This is a genomic window from Ruegeria sp. HKCCA5463, from assembly GCF_013034175.1.
Taxonomy (GTDB): Bacteria; Pseudomonadota; Alphaproteobacteria; order Rhodobacterales; family Rhodobacteraceae; genus Ruegeria.
In genome coordinates this window covers 297,472-319,726 of the sequence record NZ_WQFL01000002.1, presented here as the reverse complement: position 1 = coordinate 319,726, position 22,255 = coordinate 297,472, and the positions used below count along the sequence as shown (strand labels likewise).

Below are 22,255 nucleotides of genomic sequence, written 5' to 3'. Positions count from 1 at the left end.
TTGGGCCGTGGGTCCGGGCGAGGGGCCAGCCCCTCGCGCTCCCCGGGATATTTTCAGCCAGATGAAGTGGGATCCTGTTTGCGGTCACACATGGGTGCATGCTTCTGGGCGAGGTGATTGTCCATGACTTCGCTTACGCCATCCGGTTGGTGTTGCAGGATCATTTGATGAATGTGGTTTTTGCGCAGCGGTTTCGTCATGTAGTGATCCAACCCCGCGGACAGGATGCCCTGATCGTCACCGGCCATTGCATGAGCCGTCAAGGCGACGATCGGGACATGACGCCCTGTTTCGACCTCAAGCCTGCGGATTTCAGCAGTGGCCTGTTTGCCGTCCATTTTTGGCATCGATATGTCCATGAAGATCAAGTCCGGGTCAAATTCCTGAAAGATCTCGACGGCTTCTATTCCATTGGACGCAAATCGCAGATCTATATGCAGGTCTTTGACCATCTTTTTCAGGATCAGCTGGTTGGTAAGATTGTCCTCGGCCGCAAGTACCTTCATGCGCCTTGTTTCCAAGACCTTGGTTTCTCGGCCGTCAGAGACGGGTTTTCGCTGCGTCGAACGACGTTCTGGCGGCGGGATGTCCTTGAGAGCCACGAGCCTGGAATACAACTCGGCCCTGGGGATCGGCTTCTGCAACACACCGTCGATCAGTTCGCGGGCTGGGTGCGTGTGGATCAGAGATGGATTTGCAGACATCACGATGATCGAAGCGTCGCCCCACCCACGGTCTTTGAGGGTGACGGCAAGATCCAAGCCATCCATATCCGGCAGATCATGATCGCACAGGACAAGTTCAATCGCGTCATGCATTTCTGCCAGCGCCTCGGCCCCTGATGCGCAAACCGTCACTTCGGCCCCCAAACGGCCAAGTTGTTTCGCCAGAATGGCCCGGTTTACGGCCAGATCCTCGACCACCATGACGTGTTTCACGCAATCCGCCAGTTTCGGAGGCTCGGGCTGTGGGCCTTCTGCCGTGGGCAGCGACACCCTGAACCCGAAACAGGATCCCCGACCCGGTTCGCTTTCGACCCAGACTGAACCGCCCATCATGGTGATCAGGCGCCTGGTGATCGCAAGACCCAACCCGGTACCTTCAAATTGACGATTGCGTTCATCTTCGACCTGATTGAACTCACCAAAAACGTGGTTGATCTTGTCCGCATCGATACCGATGCCGGTATCTTCGATGGCAACATGGATGCCGCATGTCTGAGCCTGAGCATGCGGAACGCCTGTCACACGGACCAGGACATGCCCTTCCGTGGTGAATTTGACTGCGTTGCCGACCAGATTGGTCAGAACCTGCCGTATTCGGCCCGGATCGCCCACGAAAAGGGTGGGCAGGAACAGGTCGTAATCCACAAGCAACGTGAGCCCCTTGTCGCGCACGCTTGGCTGCAACAGCATTGCGACTTCAAGAATGCAGCGCTCCAGATCGAAGGGTTCAGGGTGCAAAACCAATTTGTCCGCCTCGATCTTGGAGTAATCAAGCACGTCGTTGATGATAACCAACAATGCCTCACCCGAATTGCGGATGGTGTTGACATAGAGCCGCTGTTCTTCGTCCAGCGGAGATTCATCAAGCAGTTCGGCCATACCCACGATACCATTCATCGGCGTGCGGATTTCGTGGCTCATATTGGCGAGAAATGCTGATTTGGCCCTGTTGGCTGCTTCCGCCCGTTCGCGGGCAGCCTTCAGTTCTGTTTCGTGCCGGACCGACGCGGTGATGTTGAGCGCCAGGCTGACCACGTCACCGCCGCTGCCACGCTGATCGATCAGGCGGATGTAGTGACCGTTCCACAATTGCATGACGATCGGAGGTGGATTGGCCCGATTCCAGCGTGCCTGCATTCTGGCCTGCCATTCCTCGGCAGTTTCGTCACCGGTATCGACAATTCCTTCGGTGGTCAGCAATTGCAGAATGCGCTGGTAGGAAATCCCTGGCGCCACCTCATCCAGCCCTTCAAACACGCTGAGATACGCAGCGTTTGCGCTGATGAGCCTGCTGTCGCCGTCAAAGAATGCAAACCCGTCCTGAATCGTCTGGATCGAATGCCAAAGGCGGCGTTCGGCAATCTCGATCTTGGCATGAGCGACGGTGAGATCGGATTTGACCTTTTCGTTTTCGCCACGAACGGTTTCGACTTCGGCCTGAGTTTCACCAATGCGCCTGGTCAACGCCATGGCGTGTTGGCCCAGTTTGCGATTGGCGGCCGAAAGTTCGGCCTGTTTCAAGGCAAGCATTCGTTCGGCTGCCAGACGCGCACGCCGTTCCTGTGCCAGTTTGTTTGCAAGACTCATTTTGATCGATTCCGGGACGTTCGGATCTCAGCATCGCGACAGGGAATGAAAAACTCTTTAAGCCGTTGCGCTACAGGCGCGCGCCATGCAAGGTTGAGCGCAAAGAGGAGAGCACGATGCACCGCTTTGTTTTTATTTCAATAACTTACTTAGTTTTCCTTCTGATCCTTCCCGCTGCCGTTCTGGCGCAGAGTGCGGTGCCCGAGTTCCGCTATGTCACCTCTCGGGACACGGATTTTTACGGGTCGGATCTGGATCCGTTGTTCGACACCGATCTGAAGTCCTGTATTCAGGCCTGCTCGGCCAACGCGCAATGTACGGCGTTCACCTACAACACCCGATCCGATGCCTGCTTTCCCAAAAGTGGCGTGAACCGACAAGAGGCGTATCAAGGCGCATTGTCCGCGCAAAAGGTGCCAAGCAGCGAACAGACCCTAACCTTGGGAAAAACGCGCGCAAAAGCACTGAGCGTCCTGAGTTCTGACGATCTGGTGCACGCAAGAAAACAAGCCCGCGATCTGGGATTCCTGCACCCGTCAGGGGGGTATGACCTTCAGGCCGTTCTGGATGCGGCGCGCGACACGGGCAGTGTCGCACAAGCGATGCAGTGGACCGGTGTGGCCGTATCGCTCAGCGACAGCGCGGATCTTTGGGTGGAATATGCGCGCCTGCTGCTGGCCATGAACCCTTCGGGTTGGAACGAGCGGCGCGACCTGCGCAACCGCGCGCTGAATGCGTCGATCAATGGCTATCTGCGCGCCGAAACCCCCGGCACCCAGATCGCTGCCCTGATGACCCTTGCGGACGCCCTGGAAGAGGTTGAGCGCGGGCGCGACATGATTCCCGTTCTTCAACTGGCCGAGCAGGTGCAGCCGCGTGAAGACGTGCTGACCGCATTGGACAAAGCCATCGGCAAATACGGTTTCCGCGTGGTCGACAGCTCGGTCGAAAGCGATGCGGCAGCCCCCAGGATCTGTTTCGAATTCTCGGAATCGCTGGTCAAGGCCGGGGTCGACTATGATCCCTTCGTTCAACGTGACGCCGACGGGCTGGTCGTGCAGGCCGAGGACACCCAGCTTTGCATCGATGGGGTCTCGCATGGCCAGCGTTATCGCCTGACATTGCGCGAAGGCTTGCCTGCCGCCTCGGGCGAAGCACTGAATCGCAGCATCGAACTGATCCATTATGTACGCGACCGGACGCCTTCGGTTCGGTTTCCCGGGCGCAGCTATGTCCTTCCGAAATCTGCCGACGCGGCCTTGCCCGTCGAAACTGTCAATGTCACCGAACTTGACCTGACACTGCGGCGGGTCAGCGACCGGAACCTGTTGCGGGCCGTGCAACAGGACTTTTTCGGCCGCCCGCTCAGCGAATGGCAGGAGGAAGAATTCTCGGACCAGATTGCCCAGGACATCTGGACGGGTACTGCCGAGGTTTCAAACCAGTTGAACCAGACCATGACGGCACGTCTTCCCATGGCCGAAGCGATCTCGGATCAACCTGCGGGTATCTATGCATTGACCGCCCGCGTTCCGGGGGCCGATCCCTATAACGATCCCGGCGCAACGCAATGGTTTGTGCTTTCTGATCTGGGGATCAGCACCGCCCTGGGCACTGACGGGCTGCACGTGACCGTGCGCGGGCTAAGCGACGCGACACCGCGCGAAGGTGTCGAAGTTTCGCTGGTCACTGGGGCGAATGCTGTCATCGCATCGGCACAGACCGATGAAACCGGCTATGTTAGGTTCGATCCGGGCCTGACACGCGGCAAAGGGGCCAGCGCGCCTGCTCTGGTGACGGCGGCAATCGATGATAGGGATTTCAGCTTTCTCTCGCTGACCGATCCTGCCTTTGACCTGTCGGATCGCAGCGTTGAAGGGCGCGCACCGGCGGGGCCGGTCGATGTCTTCCTGACCACCGACCGAGGTGCCTATAGGGCCGGCGAAGTGATCCATGTCACCGCCCTGTCCCGCGATGGCAAGGCGCAGGCCATCGAGGGCCTGCCTCTGACGGCGATCCTGTATCGCCCGGACGGGGTGGAATACCGCCGGTCTGTCTCGGATGGCGGTGTTGCCGGGGGCCATGTCTTTGCCCTGCCCGTGGCCGCAGACGTACCGCGCGGCGCATGGAAGATTGAAATCAAATCCGATCCCAAGGGCGATGCGCTGGCGCGTCAGACCGTTCTTGTCGAGGATTTCCTGCCCGAGCGTATCGATTTCGAACTGACCCTGCCCGACGCACCCTTGCGCCCCGGCGACAGTCCACCGCTCGCGATCGACGCGCGCTATCTGTTTGGAGCGCCGGGGTCGGACCTGAGCATCGACGGGCAGGTCATCGCACGCCCGGCGGACACGGTCCCGGGCTACGACGGGTATCGCTTTGGCCGCTATGATGCAGAAACCTCGATCAAGAGCACATATTTCGGAGACACGCGCACAGACGCAACCGGGCACGCGACCATGGCGGTCAAAATCCCCGTGTTAGAGACTGAAGGAAAGCCAATCGAGGCCGAAATCGTCGCCCGGCTGGCGGATGGCTCGGGCCGCCCGGTCGAGCGTCGCCTGACCGCGCCCGTCCTGCCGCCGCACCCTGTTATTGGTGTCAAACCCCTGTTCGACGAAGTCATCGCGGAAGGCACCGAGGCTGCGTTCGAGATCGTTGGCCTGTCTCCTGAGCTGACGCCCATTCCTATGCGTCTCCGCTGGACGCTGAACAAGATAGAAACGCGCTATCAGTGGTACCAGCTTCACGGCGACTGGAACTGGGAACCGACAACGCGCCGCAGCCGTGTCGCCACCGGCGAGGTAGACGTCTCCTCTGACCCTCTGATGCTGACCCAACCGGTGGAATGGGGGCGCTATGAACTGGTGGTGCAGCGAGTTGACGGAACATATTCCGAAACCGCCGTCGATTTCTATGCGGGCTGGTATCAGGCCGCCGATGCATCGACCACGCCGGACCGGCTTGAAATGTCTTTGGATCGCGACAGTTATCGCATCGGGGATACGGCGCAGTTGCGGATCGTGCCCCGCATGGCCGGTGTCGCTCAGATCGAAGTCCTTTCGAACCGTCTGATCCATCGCCAGATCGTGGAGCTGCCCGAAGGGGAAACTCTGATCCCGATTGAGGTGACCCAGGATTGGGGCCCCGGGGCTTATGTCACCGCAACCGTGATCCGCCCAATGGATGTTGCAGCCGGTCGGAACCCGGCGCGGGCGATGGGCGTGGCCCATGCCAGCATCGATCCAGGGGACCGCAGACTTTCCGTAATTGTCGATGTGCCCGAGGTCACCGCACCTCGTCAGACGCAAAAAGCCCGTATCAGGGTCGAAAATACCGTGGACGACGAACCGGTCTGGCTGACGCTGGCCGCCGTCGACGTGGGCATTCTTAACCTCACCGGGTTCAAAAGCCCGGACCCGCAAGGATACTATTTCGGGCAACGCCGCCTGGGTGTTGATCTGCGGGATGTCTACGGGCGACTGATCGACGGCATGAACGGAGCCATGGGCACAGTGCGCTCGGGCGGCGACAATGACAGCGGGATGCGACGCCAGTCTCCGCCACCGACACAAGACCTGATGGCCGTGTTCAGTGGCCCGGTCGAGATCGGCGCGGATGGAGAGGTTGAGATCGACATTCCCCTTCCCGCCTTCAACGGAACCGTCCGGTTGATGGCCGTCGCGTGGTCGCGCAAAGCCGTCGGTCAGGCCGAGGCTGAAATGATCGTCCGCGACCCGGTGGTCGTCACCGCCAGCCTTCCGCGCTTCCTTGCCCCGGGCGATCAAAGCCGGATGCGTCTTGAGATCGTCCATGCAGATGCCACACCCGGAGAAATGGCACTTGGCCTGACCGCCTCCGATGGTTTGGAACTGGGCGCGGCACCGGCCAGCTTTGTGCTGGAGGACGGTGGCAAGGCGGTTTTCGAGATCCCGATCACGGCCAGCGCCATCGGCGATCCTGAAATCAGCGTATCGATCACCACACCTGATGGGCGCGACCTGTCGCAAACCCTGCGAATGCCGGTGCGGGCCAATGATCCGGTGATTGCACAGACGCGGCGTTTTGCCTTGGGCGCAGGCGATAGCTTCCTGTTTTCACAGGATGTGTTTGACGGGTTCCAGCCGGGTTCAGCCAAGGCCATCCTGTCCGCCGGAGCGTTGGCCAAATTCGACACGCCCGGTCTGCTGGATCAGCTGAACCATTACCCCTATGGCTGCACCGAACAGATCACCAGCAAAGCGCTGCCGTTGCTGTACCTGTCATCCGTTGCGCAAGCCATGGGGCTGGGGGATGGCCCGGTTGTAGATCAACGCATCGCCGATTCGATCCGCAGTATCCTGACCCGTCAGGCCGCAAACGGCGCCTTTGGCCTGTGGCGCGCAGACAGCGGGGATTTCTGGCTGGACGCCTATGTGACCGATTTCCTGTCCCGTGCCCGCATTCAGGGGCATCCCGTGCCGGACCGGGCGTTTTCTCAGGCGATGGACAATCTTCGGAACAGGGTCAATTACGCGCCTGATTTCGACGAAGGCGGTCAGGACATCGCCTATGCCCTGATGGTTCTTGCGCGGGAAGGCGCGGCCTCGATGGGCAATCTGCGCTATTACGCGGATGTCAAAGGGGATGCCTTCGACACCCCTCTGGCGGCGGCGCAATTGGGCGCAGCTCTGGCCTCTTACGGCGACCAGACCCGCGCGGATGCGATGTTCAACCGTGCCGCGCGGATGCTGGATCGGCAACAGAACCAGCAACAGAACGTCTGGCGCGCTGACTACGGCACCCAACTTCGGGATGCAGCGGGCTTGTTGAGCCTTGCAGTGGACGCGGGCAGCGAGGCGATTGACCGCGATGCTTTGATCCAATGGGTGAGCACGGGCCGCACGCCGCTGTCCACTCAGGAGGCCACGTGGTCATTGCTGGCGGCGCACGCGCTTGTGTCTGACCCAACGGGATCGGGCTTGATGGTCAACGGGGCGCCGGTTTCCGGTCCGTTCGTGAAAGTTCTGCAATCCGGACAGGCGGACGAGATCAACGTCACGGCCGCCGACGATCAGGCGACGGATATCACCTTGACGGTCACAGGCATCCCTGAGGTTCCTCCCGAGGCAGGCGGCACCGGCTATGCAATCGAACGGCGGTATTACTCGATGGATGGTGATCTGATCGATTCAGACAGCTTTGCCGTGGGTGATCGGTTCGTCACCGTATTGCAAATAACACCGTTCGAAAACGGCGGCGCGCGGCTGATGGTGAACGATCCACTGGCCGCCGGGATCGAGATTGATAACCCAAGCCTGCTGCGCTCGGGCGATGTCCGATCGCTGGACTGGCTGGATCTGTCCGACGCCACCCATACCGAGTTCCGCTCGGACCGATTCCTGGCCGCCGTTGATTTATCCGGTCGTGAAACCGTGACGCTGGCCTACGTGGCGCGCGCCGTGAAACCTGGCGTCTTCCATCATCCGGCGGCCTCGGTCGAGGACATGTACCGCCCGCGGAACCGGGCGCGGACATCTACCGGACAGGTCGAGATCCAGTGACCGGCCTTGCGCCATACCCTTGTTTGGGCGGTCGACATGCCTAGGCGGACGAAGCTCTTGTTTGCGCTGGCCGGAGCACTCTATCTGACGGCACTGGCACGGGATGGTGTTGACCGCTTGGTCGATGCCACGACGCTGCCTTCCGTTCTGGCTGAAACTTCGGTCGAGATGCGGGACCGGAATGGCGAGCTTTTGCGGGCGTTTCCAGTCGAGGATGGCATCTGGAGGCTGCGGCCCGGCGCAGTTGACCCGGATTTCATCGCGATGCTGATCCGGTACGAGGATAAACGGTTCTGGACCCACGCCGGAGTGGACCTCATCGCGATGCTGCGGGCTGCCGGGCAAAGCCTGTGGAACGGGCGTAACGTGTCGGGCGGGTCCACCCTGACCATGCAGGTGGCGCGGTTGATCGAAGATGGCCCAACCGGGCGCTGGAGCGGAAAATTTCGCCAGATCAGAGTCGCATTGGCGTTGGAGCGGCGTCTGAGCAAACAGCAAATCCTGAACCTTTATCTGACCCATGCCCCCTATGGTGGCAATCTGGAAGGGCTCCGTGCCGGCGCCCGCGCGTGGTTTGGAAAGGACGCCACGCGGCTGACCCCCGCGCAAAGCGCCCTGTTGGTTGCGTTGCCGCAATCCCCCGAGGCCCGGCGCCCGGATCGCAAGCCCGAGGCTGCCCGACAGGCCCGCGACCGGGTTCTGAACAGGCTGGTGCGCCACACCGTCCTGACCGATGCCCAAGCGCGTGCGGCCATGACCGACCCCCTTCCGGATCGGATGAATCCGTTTCCGCGCTTTGCACCCCATCTGACTGACCGCGTGAGGCGGCAAGCACCCGCAATCCAGGCCTTCGATCTGACACTGGATGCCGGATTGCAGGCCCGGTTGGAAACCTTGGTGGCACAGACCGCCAACCGCGTCGGACCACGCGTTTCCGGGGCTCTGATCGTGGCCGACCATCGCAGCGGCGAGGTTCTGGCATCGGTTGGATCTGCCGGGTACCAAGATGCCCGTCAGGGGTTCGTGGATATGACCCGGGCCGTACGGTCACCCGGATCGACCCTGAAACCTCTGGTCTACGGGCTGGCCTTCGATCAGGGGCTGGCCCATCCCGAGACCCTGATCAGCGACAGCCCCGTGATGTTTGGCCGATACGCACCGCGCAATTTCGACGGCGCCTTCCGTGGCGATGTCCGGGTGCGGGACGCCCTACAGCTGTCGCTGAACATCCCCGTAGTGCGCTTGACGAATGAGCTGGGGCCCGCTCAGTTGATGACGGCTTTGCGGTTGGCCGGGTCAGAGCCACGTCTGAATGGCGCAACACCCGGATTGGCGATTTCTTTGGGTGGCGTGGGGTTGAGCCTGCGCGATCTGGTGCAGCTTTACGCCACTCTGGCAGCTGGTGGCACGGGCCCGATCCTACATCATGACGTTCTGGCAGACGCCCAGCGCACCCGGCGCGTTCTGTCGGAAACCTCGGCCTGGCAGGTTTCGGACATTCTGGCCGGGCTTGCGCCACCGGCAGGCGGTGCAACAGGGTCGCTGGCCTACAAGACTGGCACGTCTTATGGCCACCGCGATGCCTGGGCCATCGGCTTTGACGGGCAGCACGTCATAGGGGTCTGGCTGGGCCGCGCCGATGGAACGCCTGTTCCCGGTGCATTCGGGGGCGACCTTGCCGCACCCCTGTTGGCCGAGGCTTTCAACCTGTTTAAACCCGACCTCACGCCCCTGCGCCCACCGCCGCCTTCGACCTTGCTTGTCGGCGCGGCCCAATTGCCTCAGCCGTTGCAGCGATTTCGCCCCCGCACGACAGCTTTCAAGGATGATCCTTCCGCGCCGGACCTGCTGTTCCCGCCCGATAACGCCGTGTTAGAGACGTCAGGAGCACCTCTGACGGTCAAACTGCGTGGCGGCGTCGGGCCGTTTTCCGTACTGGCGGATGGCGTGCCGGTGCTGACCGGGCAGCGGCGACGAGAGTTCGAAATCCCCAATCCGGGGACCGGCTTCACCTCACTTGTCGTGGTGGATGCGCAAGGTCAATCCGACAGGGCGTCAATCAGGATCGATTAGCGCCGACCCTCGCGCAGCCAACCGCCCAACAGGAAACCTCCCGCCAACAGCAAAACCAGCCAAGGTGGCAGCAAACCCGCCTGGGTAACATCCCGTGTCTCGTAGGCATCGCGCGGGGTCAGACCGATCCAGCCCCGACCAGCCGCCGGGCGCCCGGCGCGCACGTTGCGGATCGACGGCAACCCATCTTCCACCCGGATCACGCCGCCCCGCATGCCGGCCAAAACCGGTTCAAGAACATCCCCCGTTGCGATGGTGCGTTCAAACTCCTTCGGCGCGGCGGGACCAAGCCCGATCACGGCCATGTGGTCACCTTCCTGCAAACGGTAAAGACCAATCTCGGGCCCATAGTATTGCGCTTCGAACCGCCCCGGAGAGACCTCTTGCAAGGTGATTTCCAGCGTTTCCCCGTTCGGGCGCGTCACAGTCACTGGACCCACATCATCCCCAAGCGTCTGTCGAATGATGCGCATGGACTGCCCGTTGGCTTCGGCCCACAGCGCCTCCTCCTCGAGTTCGGGTTCCTTCATCATCCAATGGGCCAACCTGCGCAAAAGCTCCAGTTGCGGGCCGCCACCTTCAAAGCCACGGCTCCACAGCCAGGCGTGGTCCGATGCCAGCATCGCAACACGCCCTTCTCCCACTCGGTCCAGAACCAGCAGGGGGCGTTCGTCAATGCCCGTCATCAGAACCTCGCCCGAGCGATGGTTCACATCGATCTGGCGCAACCAGGCCCCCCAATCCTCGGAATCGCCCAGATTTGTTGTCACCGGATGGCGCTGACCCAACTCGCTGACCTTCGGAACAAAGCGTTCCTCGAAGACACGCGCGGAAGGTTGCGCCGGCAGGATCGGCGCCAGCGGCGACCGGAAAATGCTGTCAGCTCCGGCGAAATCGGGACCGGCCGCAATCAGAACCGCGCCGCCGTCATTGATATAACTGGTGACGTTGTCCAGATAGATCGCAGGCAGGATGCCGCGCCGCTTGTAGCGGTCGAATATGATCAGATCGAAATCGTTGATCTTTTCCAGAAACAACTCGCGGGTCGGGAAGGCGATCAAAGACAATTCGTCCACCGGCACGCCGTCTTGCTTCTCGGGCGGGCGCAGGATGGTGAAATGCACCAGATCGACCGAGCTGTCGGATTTCAGCAGGTTGCGCCATGTGCGCCCGCCCGGATGAGGTTCACCCGAGACCAGCAGAACTCGCAGGCGATCCCGAACGCCGTTCATCTGGATCAGCGCGGTGTTGTTGCGGTCGGTCAACTCGCCTTCGGCCAGGGGCACGGAAAACTGGATCACGTTGCGCCCGCCATGAGGCAGGGTGACAGGCAGTTCGACATCCCGACCGATTGGAATACTCAGTTGCTGAGGCTCACCACCATCCACGGAAATCTCCAACGGCGCTGTCGCGGCACCCGCGGGGGCTGCTCCGCTGTCTTCAACGCGCAGGGTCAAAGTCACCGATTCACCGATGATGGCAAAAGCAGGCGCATTTCGGACGATAAGCCGGCGATCCCAGTCGTCCGCACGCCCGGTTTGCAGCAGATGCATCGGCGCCGGCAATTCCGGGGCCTGATCGGCATCGTGCACGATCCCGTCCGATATCACCAGAATGCCTGCGATGCGCGCACGCGGTTCTTCGGCCAGGGCCTCATTCAGGGCGGCCATGACCTGCGTGCCCTCATCCCCGTCACCGTCGCCGACCCGAATGCGGCGCAGTTCCGTATTGTCCCGCGCCTCGATCTCGGCGGCCAGATCTTCGGCGGCCTGCGCAGTCTGTTCGGCCCGGTCCGAAAGTGTCTGGCTGGCGCTTTCATCCTCGATCATCAAAACGATATCCGTCAGCGGCGCGCGGTCCTCGACTTGATAGACCGGACCGGACAGTGCCGCGATGACAACCAGGGCCGCCAATCCCCGCAAGGCCCAGCCCGACAAACCGCGCCACAAGGCCAGAGCTACTCCGACAGTGGCAATCGCCCCCACAGCAGCCAAAAGCGGCCACGGGATCAGAGGGTCGAATATGACGGTTCCGGTCATTGTCCCAACCTGTCCAAAAGGGCGGGCACGTGGACCTGATCGGATTTGTAATTCCCGGTCAGCACGTGCATCACCAGATTGACGCCAAAACGATTGGCCAGTTCGCGTTGCCGTTCCCCGGCATACCCACGACCGACAGGCAAAAGGGCCTGGCCGTTGCGATCCACGGCCCAGGCCCCGGCCCAGTCATTGCCGCCGATAACCACCGGTGTCACGTTGTCATTGAGGTTTCGGAAAGGCATCCCTTCGATCTGTTCTGCATCCCCGGGTGCAGCTTCGACCCAGACTTCTGCGCCGGAATAGCGGCCCGGGAAATCCTGGAGCAAATAGAATGTTCTGGTCAGGACGTGATCGCGGGGAATCGGCTCTAATGCAGGGATATTCAGCGGTCCGGCCAGTTGCTGCAACTTGCGGCCATTCGGACTGGATGCGCCGAAACCGGCAATATCCGCATCGCGCGTATCAAACAGGATCATCCCACCCGAACGCAAATAAGCGTTCAGTTTGATATACGCCTCGGCCGAAGGTTGCGGCTGGTTCGGCGTAATGGGCCAATAGAGAAGCGGAAAGAATGCCAGTTCGTCTCGTTCCAGATCAACGCCGATTGGGTCCGCCGGTTCGACAGAGGTGCGAAAGAACAGGGTTTGCGCCAAGCCCCGCAATCCGGCCTCGGCAATATCGTCCACTTGCGCCTCACCGGTCAGCACATGCGCCAGCACAAGCTCGTGCGTTGCGGCAAGGGCAAATTCGGTATCTTCGGGCGTCTGCGCCTGTACGTCCGGCACCAGCAGAAAAGCGGCCATCGCGGAAGCCGCCGTTCGCGCCAGACCCAGCCTGCCCGACAAGGCCAGCGAGGCAATCACGTCAACCGTCAGCAAGATCAGTGCGAGGCTGAGCAACAGGCCACCAAGCGGGGTTTCCGTGCTGACCTCCTGCCCTTTGATCGGCACATTGGCGGGCCAGGTCACCGGGCGCAGCTCGGTTTCTTCCGAGACCACGTTCAATGCCAGCTTCTGCTTGCCGCTTTCATAGAGACCCGGACGCAAATCTGGCCCGATCCGGCCCGAGATCAGCTGAACGCCATCCACACCGGCCAGGGTTCCGGCATCTGACAGGGCGCCAAACCCGTCCATGATCTGAACCGGCTCCCACGTGGTGCCTTGCAGTTGCGATTCTTGCCGCGACTTGGCTGCCGAAGCCACGGCCAAACGATCCAGCATCTCGACGAACAGGCCCGACAACGGCAGGCTGGACCATTCGGCATCCGCAGTGACGTGAAACAGCACCACCTGCCCAAGCCCCAAAGCCTTGCGTGTCACCAACGGAGTCCCGTCGGACAGCGAAGCAATCACGCGATCCGCCAAGTTAGGGTCTGGTTGCGCCATGACTTGGGTCGAAACAACCACGTCCTTTGGGATATCCAGGCCAAAAAACGGAGAGCTCTCGGGGAATGGAGCCAGCGTCTTGGCTTCGCCCCAGCTCATCGCACCGCCGACGGATCGCCCACCGCTGCGCAGCCGCGCCGGCAACAGGGTGTCTTCGGTGTCCCTGCCCAGATCGCTGGCCGCCATGCGCGGACCGGCAAAACGCAGCAGAAGCCCCCCCTGTTCGACCCATTCGATCAAAGCGGCCTCTTCCGGCTCCGACATCTGCGCCACGTCCGACAGGACGATCACATCCGGGTTGGCGGGCAGGACCTCAAGCAGGCCGCCATCGACAAAATCCGCGGTCGGGACCAGGACCTGCGTCAGGTAATGCAGGGGTGACAACAGCTCCAGCCCTTCGCGGTTGCGGGTTCCGGCAATCAGCGCAACCTCGCGCCGGCGCAGACTGTCATCGGTCAAAGTCACGGCCCCGGCGGACCTTTGGCCCTGAATTTCAAACCGCGTGATACGGGCGCGCAATTCCGACGGCAGCGCCAGATCGGCCTGCGCCGTGCTTTCGCCGGCTTCAAGGGTCAGCTCAACGGAATGCAGCACCCGGGCCGTGCCCGCCGGATCACGGCCTTGCGCCAATACCGTCACACGGTCTTCCGGTCCGGGGCCCGCGCGCTGAACGGTCAATTGGATCAGCCCGTCCTGATAGGCCGCAGGCCGGATTGCAACGGGCCGGGAGGCCGCCTGATAGACCGTCACATCTCCGCGCGCCTGAAGGATGGACACCAGTTCAGCGTGGTCTGCATAGTCCAGCCTGTCACTGAACCAATGGGTATCAAACCCGCCGTCAACGGCGTTCAACGCGGCAATGGTTTGAGCAATCTGATCCGCATTCGGCGGCCAGGGGTTCGGGGTCAGCCCAGGCAAACGCCCGCGCCACGCTTCCGCAGCCTGAAACACCGGTGTTTCCGGCTCTGTCAGGCGCAAAATCGCAACCGTTCGGCCCGCGCGCCCGGCCTCCGACAATTGCGTGTCGATTTGGTCAAGTGTCGCCGGCCAGCGCGCGGCCCCGGCCCAACTGGCGTCCAGCACCAGCAGCAGCGGCCCGGTTCCGGTTTCATCCCGTGACGGGTTAAGAACCGGCCCTGCCAGCCCGATGATGATCGCAGCCGCCGCCAGCATCCGCAGCAGCAGCAGCCACCATGGGGTGCGGTCGGATACGCTTTCGTCATCCTTCAGGCCCAACAGCAGCGTGACCGCCGGGAACAAGCGGCGGATTGGTGCGGGCGGAACCGCGCGCAGGATCAGCCACAGGATCGGCAGGGTCAGAAGACCCAGCAACACCCATGGCGCGGTAAAGCCGATGCCCGCCAGAACCGTCATCGCGTGCCCCCATCCAAGGCCCGATAAAGCCATAACAGAGCCGCTTGCGCGCTGTCGCCCGTGTGGTGCAGGCCCAGTTGCCAACCCGTCGCTCGGCACAGTTGCCTCAGCGCGTCCTTGCGGTGCGCCAGGCGTTCCAGATAACGGTCCCGCAGCTCGGCAGCCTTGAGCGTTTCGTGTCGGACAGACCCTCCGACGCTTTCGAAAATGGTGCGCCCGCGATAGGGAAACGACTCCTCACCCGGATCCAGCACTTGCAGAACCACGCCGCGCACGCCACGGTCGGCGGCTTTGGTCAGGGCAAGTTCAACCTCATCCATGGGGCCCAGAAAATCCGAGATGAACACGGCGCGGGCATGAGGGATCATGGCGCGGTGTTCGGGCGGGGCGTAATCCGCTTGATTATCCTCGGACCAGGCCTGCGCCAGCCGGATGATCTGCGCATTGCCGCGCCGGGGCGGCAAGGTGGTGCCGGTCAGACCTACGCGTTCACCGCCGCGCACCAGAAGGATGGATGTCGCCAGCCCCAACAGCCGCGCGCGATCCGCTTTGGTCGGCAGGGTCTTGTCGGACGCAAACCGCATCGAAGCCCCCTGATCGACCCATAACATCACGGATTGCGCGATCTGCCATTCCCGTTCACGTACGAACTGCTGATCCCCCCGCGCCGAGCGGCGGTGATCGATCATGCGACGGCTGTCGCCGACCTGCGCCGGGCGGTATTGCCAGAAATCATCCCCCATCCCGGACCGCCGTCGACCGTGGTCGCCCAGCAGAACGGTTCCGGCCAAGTGCTCGGCCCTCGCCAAAAGGGGCGGCAGCCGCGATGTCTCGGCTTCAGATCTTTCGCGAAGGGTCAGCTCGGCATTCACGCCGCGGCCTCGGTCCGGATCAGCCTGACAGCGGTCGAGTCAATCAGCTCTGCAAGGCTGTCACCACGCGCCCTTGCCGCAAAGTTCAGTGCCATCCGGTGGCTGAGCACCGGGCGCGCCATATCCAGAACATCCTCGGCATTTGGTGCCAGGCGTCCCTGCAACATGGCACGCGCCCGCACCGTCATCATCAGCGCCTGCGCGGCACGGGGGCCCGGACCCCAGGCCACGGTTTCGGCAACCCGTTCGGACACACCGGGTTCTTCGGGGCGGAAGGCCCGCACGAGATCAAGAATCAGTTCAACGACGGATTCTCCGACCGGCATCCGGCGCAACAAGACCTGCGCAGCCAGCAACTCTTCCTTGCTGAAAATCTGATGCGCCTCTTCCTCTTCAACCCCGGTCGTGGCCAGCAGAATATCCCGCTCGGTCTGGCGGTCGGGGTATTCGACGTCAATCTGCACCAGGAACCGGTCAAGCTGGGCTTCGGGCAGCGGGTAGGTGCCTTCCTGTTCGATCGGGTTCTGCGTTGCCAGCACGTGGAACGGCGTACCCAATGAACGGTCCTCGCCTGCCACGGTAACGGTGCGTTCCTGCATCGCCTGCAACAGCGCCGATTGTGTCCGCGGGCTTGCCCGGTTGATTTCATCCGCCATCAACAACTGACAGAAGATCGGGCCGGGAATGAACCGGAAATGGCGGCTGCCATCGTCGGCAGTGTCCAGAACCTCGGAACCAAGAATATCGGCGGGCATCAGATCGGGCGTGAACTGAATGCGACTGCCATGCAGGCCCATCACCGTCGACAGAGTCTCGACCAAGCGTGTCTTGCCCAAACCCGGCAGACCGATCAACAGGGCATGGCCGCCGCACAAAAGTGCGGTCAGCGTCAGGTCCACGACCCTCTCCTGCCCGATGAAGCGGCGGGTGATCGAGGCCTTGGCCTCTTGCAGCTTGTTTTCCAGCGCTTCGATCTCGGCTACGAGGTCGGCAGGTTCGGTCATGACTTTCCCTTCCGTGGACTAATATGATTGAAGTGTATCGCGCTGAGAGGAAATGGCAAAAGCAATGAGCGGACAAAAACCTGTGAAACCGTCGCCAGATGGTCTGGCGGCATCGGTCAAAGCGGCCAAAACCAACGGTTTACCGCCCGTTCACCTCTGGAATCCTCCGTTTTGCGGCGATCTGGACATCAAGATCGCAAAAGATGGCACATGGAGTTATTTAGGCTCACCCATCAACCGTTTCGAGCTTGTGAAGCTTTTTTCCTCAATTCTTAAGAAGGAAGACGGCAAGTACTTCCTCGTCACCCCGGTCGAGAAGGTGGGAATCACTGTCGAAGACGCGCCGTTTGTCGCTGTGGATTTCGACCGGGACGGGGATGGAAAGGACCAGTCCTTGACCTTCACAACCCATGTTGGCGACAGGGCTGTGGCCGGAGCTGATCATCCGATACGAATTGTTATCGACCCTGAAACAGACGAACCCTCACCCTACATATTGATCCGCGACAACCTCGAAGCTCGGATAGACCGCAAAAGCTTTTACCGCCTCGTCGAGATCGGAACGTACCATGACGGCTGGTTCGGTGTTTGGTCAGGCAGGCAGTTCTTTGGCCTGATCCCCTCAGCCGACCTGAGCTGACCGTGGCGCGCGATCCTGTGCCAGCACGACAGCCATTGCAACAATGCTCGCACCCAATGCCCGGGTCCAGTTCCATTCGTCCCCCAGCATCAGCATGATCAGCATCACGTAGAACGGCGCGACATTGATGTGAAAAGAGGCCAGCGCCACGCCTAGCTTGCCGACGGAGGTGATGAAAAATACCTGGCTGAGACCCATTGAGATAAGCGCATAGATCATCAGCATGCCTGCCTGTTGCATGTCGAACGCAGTTGCAGGCATCACGTCCAGACCAAACTGCGCCGATCCGAAAACCAGCAGCGATGCCATGGCCAGCCCTCCGACAAAGGTGATCGTCGTGCGTCCGGTCTGGCTCAGTTCGGCGAAATCCCGGGCGGTTGCCATGCTGGCCCAGCAAAATAGCACCGTTGATCCAACCGCACAGGCCGCGCCCAGACCCAACTGGGCCGGGGCCAAGGCGCTGGTGGCGATCAACCCGCCGACAATCGATACAGCTACGCCCAGCGCAAAATTCCACTTCAGCCGGCGTGTGCCAGCAGCCAATTCAAGCAATGTGGCCACCAAAGGTGCGCAAGAGACGATGATTGCCACCGTCACCGGGTCGGTTAGCTTTTGCGCCAAGATCAACAGGAACATTCCCAACCCGATTCCAAGGCCGCCGACGGTCATTGCATGACCCCAGCGGGCTGAAACAACCCGGCGCGGCCCGTCCAGAATCACCCAGACCGGCACCATCACCAACACGGCCAGCGCCAGTCGCGCGGCCAACAGGGCGACGGGCGGCCATGTTTGCAACAGCACTTCGGCCGCCGGAAACCCGGCCGCCCATGTCAGCATCGATGCCACCGCCAACCCATTGCCCGACAAGGCAGAATGCTGTCCCGCCGGCGCAGAAAGGCTGTTCCCGCGGACGGGGTCTGGGCTCATCGCCATCGTTTTCAAACCTTCCATTGGCACGGCGTCAGAAAATTGATTCGCCGCAATGCAGGAAGCGTTTCCGATTTCATCGGGTCGATCTGGTCGAATTTCGACAAACTGTCGTTTTCTGTCACTTTCACAGAAATCAACGCGCGGATAGGGTCGGGCCACCAGAAATCCATGGGCCGCCTATGCCAAAATTCGCCGCGAATATCTCATTGCTCTTTGCCGAACTTCCGTATCTGGATCGGTTTCAGGCAGCGGCAGATGCCGGGTTCCAGGCGGTCGAGATCCTGTTTCCGTACGAACTTGCTGCAAAAGAAACCCGGCGTGCCTTGCTGGCCAACGGGCTCGAACTGGTTCTGATCAACGCGCCCCCGCCGAATTATACCGGTGGCGTGCCGGGTTATGCCGCCATCCCCGGCGGTGCGTCCCGGTTTCAGTCTGATATCCGCCGCGTTCTGCGCTACGCTCAGGTGCTGCGGCCGGGCTTCATTCATATCATGTCCGGATACGCGGCCGGGACGGATGCGTTGGACTGCTTCGTGCAAAACTTACAGTGGGCCGCCGATTTCGCACCGCAGCAGACTTTCACGATCGAACCCCTCAATCCGATGTCCCAACCCGGCTATTTCCTGAACGACTATGATCTGGCGACCGAGGTACTTGGCCGCGTGGATCGCCCGAATGTCGGTCTGCAATATGACAGTTTTCACGCACATATGATCCACGGCGACGCGCTGGCCGTCTGGGAGCGTTTTCACCCCAGTGTTGTCCACGCCCAGATCGGGGCCGCCCCCGAACGTTCTGAACCGGGGCTCGGGCCTACGGATTTCGCGCAGCTTTTCGCGGCAATGGATGAAGCTGGTTACACCGGTTGGGTCAGCGCCGAATACGCGCCTTCGACGGCTCGAACAGATGCGACCCTGGCTTGGATGCGACGTTGACGCCGTTCATCGGGCTGGAATTCGCTGCCCGAAAGGCGCACAAAACGGGCAAACCGCTTTCGAGGATGCCCGATATGATTCCTGCCCGCTTTGCCCATGCCATCTTTGGACTGATCATGTCAGGACTGATGTCGTGCATTGTCACCGGGATCGCTACGGTCAAGGCAGTCGGGTTCCATCCTGAAACGCTTGGTGACTGGATGGCGTCCTGGGCCTTTTGCTGGCCCATCGCGTTCACGGTGATCCTGGTCCTTGGACCTTCGGTCAAACGTATGGTCGAAGGGTGGGTCAGGCCACAGGGCTGACCCGGAAGGCTGACCTGGTGCTAGTGCGCCTCGGCCCAGTTCGCACCCTGGCCAGCATCCACGCTCAGCTTCACATCCAGTTTCACCGCCGGGTCCGAGGCACCCTCCATCACCTCGCGCGCCACGTCGATCAGCGGATCCACGGAATCCTCAGCGACTTCGAACAACAGTTCGTCATGGACCTGCAACAGCATCTTGGCGGGCAGCCCATTGATCGCACCCGGCATCCGCACCATCGCGCGCCGGATCACATCCGCCGCCGTGCCCTGAATCGGCGCGTTGATCGCCGCCCGGCGCGAGAATCCTGCATGCGGCCCCTTGGCGTTGATCTCGGGCGTGTGGATTTTGCGCCCGAACAGGGTTTGGACATAACCGTGCTCTTTGGCAAATGCCACCGTGTCATCCATATACTGGCGAATGCCCGGAAAGCGTTCGAAATAGCGGTCGATGAATCCCTGTGCCTCGGCCCGCGGGATGCGCAGGTTGCGCGCCAGGCCGAAGCCCGAGATGCCATAGATCACGCCAAAGTTGATCGCCTTGGCCTGACGACGGATATCCGGCGTCATCTCATCCAGCGGCACGTCGAACATCTCGGATGCCGTCATCGCGTGAATGTCCAGCCCGTCGGCAAAGGCCTGTTTCAGGGTCGAAATGTCGGCGATATGCGCCAGGATGCGCAGCTCGATCTGGCTGTAGTCGAGGCTGACCAGAACATTGCCCGGCTCGGCGACAAAGGCCTCGCGGATGCGGCGGCCCTCCTCGGTGCGCACGGGGATATTCTGCAAATTGGGGTCGGTCGAGGCCAGACGTCCGGTATTCGCCCCGGTGATGGCATAAGACGTGTGCACCCGGCCCGTGTCGGGGTTGATATGGGTCTGAAGCGCGTCGGTATAGGTTGATTTCAGCTTGGACAACTGGCGCCAATCCAGCACCCTGCGCGGCAGTTCATGCTCGGTCGCCAGATCTTCCAAAATATCAGCCCCGGTCGAGTACTTGCCGGTCTTGCCCTTCTTGCCACCTTCCAGGCCCATCTTGTCGAACAGTATCTCACCCAACTGCGCGGGTGAGCCGACATTGAAGTTCTCACCCGCCAGTTCGTGGATTTCAGCCTCTAAACCGGCCATTTTCTGGGCAAAGGCGTTCGACATACGGCTCAGCACGTCGCGGTCGACCTTGATGCCATGCATCTCCATCTCGGCCAGAACCGGCACAAGTGGTCGTTCGAGCGTCTCGTAGACAGTCGTCACCTGCACCCGGTGGAGCTGCGGTTTGAACAGTTGCCACAGGCGCAGCGTTATATCCGCATCCTCGGCGGCATAGGCGGTGGCCTCGTCGATCGGCACCTTGTCGAAGGTGATCGCAGATTTGCCTGACCCCAGCAGCGGCTTTATCGGGATCGGCGTGTGGCTGAGATACCGTTCCGAGAGCGTATCCATGCCGTGCCCATGCTCACCGCCATGCATGGCATAGGACATCAGCATCGTATCATCGATCGGGGCCACATCGATACCGTGACGCCGGAAAATCTTGGCATCGTATTTCATGTTCTGCCCGATTTTGATGATCGAGGGGTCCTCAAGCACCGGCTTCAGCAGCGTCAGCGCCTCATCCAGAGGCATTTGCCCTTCAGCCAGCGCGTCCGACCCGAACAGATCATCCGCCGCACCATCGCGGTGGGTCAGCGGGATGTAACAGGCTTCGCCGGCCTCGACACACAGCGAAATACCGACCAGATCCGCGATCATTTCATTCAGACCGGTGGTTTCGGTATCAACAGCGATCCAACCTCGTTCATGGGCCAGATCGATCCACTTTTGCAAAGCCGCTGCATCACGGACACATTCATACCTTGCCGCGTCAAACGGGATCGTCTCGGCCTCAACTTCTTTGGCCGCAGGCGCCGGAGCGTCGGCGATGGCCGGCGCTTCGGCCCCCAGCTTGTCGGCGATCCGTTTGGTCAGTGTGCGGAATTCCATATCCGCCAGAAAACCCAGCAGGGTCTCTGCATCGGGCTCTCTCACTTCAAGGTCATCCAGCGTGAAATCCAGCGGTGTGTTCTCGTCCAGCTGCACCAGTTTCTTCGACAGTTCGATCTGATCGCGCTTTTCGATCAGGGTTTGTCGGCGCTTGGGCTGTTTGATTTCCTCGGCCCGGTCCAGCAGTGTTTCCAGATCACCGTATTCGTTGATCAACAGCGCCGCCGTCTTGACCCCGATTCCCGGAGCGCCCGGCACATTGTCAACGGAATCCCCCGCCAGCGCCTGAACATCCACAACGCGCTCAGGAGCAACTCCAAACTTCTCGATCACCCCGTCCCGGTCGATACGCTTGTTCTTCATCGCATCCAGCATCTCGACGCCGTCACCGACCAACTGCATCAGATCCTTGTCAGAGCTTACGATGGTCACGCGGCCCCCAGCCTCGCGCGCCTGCACGGTCAGGGTGGCGATGATGTCGTCGGCCTCATAGCCTTCGAGTTCCTTGCAGGCGATATTGAATGCCTTTGTCGCCTCGCGGGTCAGTGGAATTTGCGGGCGCAGGTCCTCGGGCATTGCTTCGCGGTTGGCCTTGTACAGGTCGTACAGATCATTCCGGAATGTGTGCGACCCCTTGTCGAAAATCACCGCCACATGGGTTGGCGCATCCGGCCCGGTGTTCCCTTCGACATATTTCTGAAGCATGTTGCAGAACCCGGACACCGCCCCAATCGGCAGACCATCCGACTTGCGGGTTAGCGGAGGCAGCGCGTGATAGGCCCTGAAAATAAAGGCCGATCCGTCGATCAGATGCAGGTGACATCCTTTTCCGAAATTGCTCATGCGCGCGCTCCCTGTCGGTCAGGG

Annotated in this window: 13 protein-coding genes; 5 read left to right on the top strand and 8 right to left on the bottom strand. The window is 61.2% G+C overall.

Annotated features, from left to right (window positions below; all coding sequences use genetic code 11):
• Window positions 1-53: 53 nt before the first annotated feature.
• Window positions 54-2,312, bottom strand: coding sequence for a response regulator (locus GOW09_RS07585; RefSeq protein ID WP_171117047.1), 2,259 nt, complete (start codon window positions 2,310-2,312; stop codon window positions 54-56).
• 116 nt (window positions 2,313-2,428) lie between these two features.
• Here GOW09_RS07585 and GOW09_RS07580 point away from each other — a divergent pair, with 116 nt between their 5' ends.
• Entirely contained in the window at window positions 2,429-7,855 is a 5,427-nt protein-coding gene (locus GOW09_RS07580) for an alpha-2-macroglobulin family protein (RefSeq protein ID WP_171117045.1), read from the top strand.
• Between the two features lie 36 nt (window positions 7,856-7,891).
• Window positions 7,892-9,928 carry a penicillin-binding protein 1C gene (gene pbpC, locus GOW09_RS07575; RefSeq protein ID WP_171117043.1) on the top strand — a complete coding sequence of 679 codons (2,037 nt, stop codon included), beginning with the start codon at window positions 7,892-7,894 and terminating at the stop codon, window positions 9,926-9,928.
• Here pbpC and GOW09_RS07570 read toward each other — a convergent pair.
• From GOW09_RS07570 to GOW09_RS07555, 4 genes are read right to left on the bottom strand one after another with little or no spacing between them, the layout of a single operon-like run.
• Window positions 9,925-11,967 (bottom strand): hypothetical protein, encoded by a 2,043-nt coding sequence (locus GOW09_RS07570; protein WP_171117042.1) that lies wholly within the window; start codon window positions 11,965-11,967, stop codon window positions 9,925-9,927. The two genes, pbpC and GOW09_RS07570, sit on opposite strands and share 4 nt — an antisense overlap.
• The gene (locus tag GOW09_RS07565; RefSeq protein ID WP_171117278.1) at window positions 11,964-14,726 is read right to left on the bottom strand and encodes a DUF4159 domain-containing protein; all 2,763 of its coding nucleotides are present in this window, start codon (window positions 14,724-14,726) and stop codon (window positions 11,964-11,966) included. Before GOW09_RS07565 ends, GOW09_RS07570 begins: the two co-directional genes overlap by 4 nt.
• On the bottom strand, window positions 14,723-15,598 hold the full coding sequence (locus GOW09_RS07560; RefSeq protein ID WP_171117040.1) for a DUF58 domain-containing protein: 876 nt from the start codon (window positions 15,596-15,598) through the stop codon (window positions 14,723-14,725). The genes GOW09_RS07565 and GOW09_RS07560 overlap by 4 nt, the downstream gene beginning before the upstream one ends.
• The gene (locus tag GOW09_RS07555) at window positions 15,595-16,602 is read right to left on the bottom strand and encodes a MoxR family ATPase (RefSeq protein WP_171117038.1); all 1,008 of its coding nucleotides are present in this window, start codon (window positions 16,600-16,602) and stop codon (window positions 15,595-15,597) included. Before GOW09_RS07555 ends, GOW09_RS07560 begins: the two co-directional genes overlap by 4 nt.
• A gap of 64 nt (window positions 16,603-16,666) precedes the next feature.
• On the opposite strand from GOW09_RS07555, the gene GOW09_RS07550 reads away from it, so the two are divergent.
• Window positions 16,667-17,242, top strand: a complete 576-nt coding sequence (locus GOW09_RS07550) for a DUF1285 domain-containing protein (protein ID WP_171117276.1) — start codon at window positions 16,667-16,669, stop codon at window positions 17,240-17,242.
• Here GOW09_RS07550 and GOW09_RS07545 read toward each other — a convergent pair.
• Window positions 17,225-18,169 (bottom strand): DMT family transporter, encoded by a 945-nt coding sequence (locus tag GOW09_RS07545; protein ID WP_254442705.1) that lies wholly within the window; start codon window positions 18,167-18,169, stop codon window positions 17,225-17,227. The genes GOW09_RS07550 and GOW09_RS07545 overlap by 18 nt on opposite strands.
• Window positions 18,170-18,180: 11 nt before the next feature.
• Window positions 18,181-18,342 (bottom strand): hypothetical protein, encoded by a 162-nt coding sequence (locus GOW09_RS22305; protein WP_217360259.1) that lies wholly within the window; start codon window positions 18,340-18,342, stop codon window positions 18,181-18,183.
• A gap of 9 nt (window positions 18,343-18,351) precedes the next feature.
• Between GOW09_RS22305 and GOW09_RS07540 the strand changes: the two genes are divergently transcribed.
• A complete protein-coding gene (locus GOW09_RS07540) occupies window positions 18,352-19,107 on the top strand; it encodes a hydroxypyruvate isomerase family protein (RefSeq protein ID WP_171117033.1) in 756 nt (251 codons plus the stop codon).
• Window positions 19,092-19,412, top strand: coding sequence for a DUF2798 domain-containing protein (locus GOW09_RS07535; protein WP_371808030.1), 321 nt, complete (start codon window positions 19,092-19,094; stop codon window positions 19,410-19,412). Before GOW09_RS07540 ends, GOW09_RS07535 begins: the two co-directional genes overlap by 16 nt.
• Window positions 19,413-19,432: 20 nt before the next feature.
• On the opposite strand, the gene polA is transcribed toward GOW09_RS07535, so the two are convergent.
• Window positions 19,433-22,231: a DNA polymerase I gene (gene polA / locus GOW09_RS07530; protein ID WP_171117029.1), complete on the bottom strand. Its 2,799-nt coding sequence runs from the start codon at window positions 22,229-22,231 to the stop codon at window positions 19,433-19,435.
• Between the last annotated feature and the right edge of the window lie 24 nt (window positions 22,232-22,255).

Bases quoted from the DNA above. Each gene is read 5' to 3' on its own strand.
- GOW09_RS07585 (WP_171117047.1), bottom strand. From the start codon at position 2,312: ATGAGTCTTGCAAACAAACTGGCACAGGAACGGCGTGCGCGTCTGGCA.
- GOW09_RS07580 (WP_171117045.1), top strand. From the start codon at position 2,429: ATGCACCGCTTTGTTTTTATTTCAATAACTTACTTAGTTTTCCTTCTG.
- pbpC (WP_171117043.1), top strand. From the start codon at position 7,892: ATGCCTAGGCGGACGAAGCTCTTGTTTGCGCTGGCCGGAGCACTCTAT.
- GOW09_RS07570 (WP_171117042.1), bottom strand. From the start codon at position 11,967: ATGACCGGAACCGTCATATTCGACCCTCTGATCCCGTGGCCGCTTTTG.
- GOW09_RS07565 (WP_171117278.1), bottom strand. From the start codon at position 14,726: ATGACGGTTCTGGCGGGCATCGGCTTTACCGCGCCATGGGTGTTGCTG.
- GOW09_RS07555 (WP_171117038.1), bottom strand. From the start codon at position 16,602: ATGACCGAACCTGCCGACCTCGTAGCCGAGATCGAAGCGCTGGAAAAC.
- GOW09_RS07550 (WP_171117276.1), top strand. From the start codon at position 16,667: ATGAGCGGACAAAAACCTGTGAAACCGTCGCCAGATGGTCTGGCGGCA.
- GOW09_RS07545 (WP_254442705.1), bottom strand. From the start codon at position 18,169: ATGAGCCCAGACCCCGTCCGCGGGAACAGCCTTTCTGCGCCGGCGGGA.
- GOW09_RS22305 (WP_217360259.1), bottom strand. From the start codon at position 18,342: ATGGATTTCTGGTGGCCCGACCCTATCCGCGCGTTGATTTCTGTGAAA.
- GOW09_RS07540 (WP_171117033.1), top strand. From the start codon at position 18,352: ATGCCAAAATTCGCCGCGAATATCTCATTGCTCTTTGCCGAACTTCCG.
- polA (WP_171117029.1), bottom strand. From the start codon at position 22,231: ATGAGCAATTTCGGAAAAGGATGTCACCTGCATCTGATCGACGGATCG.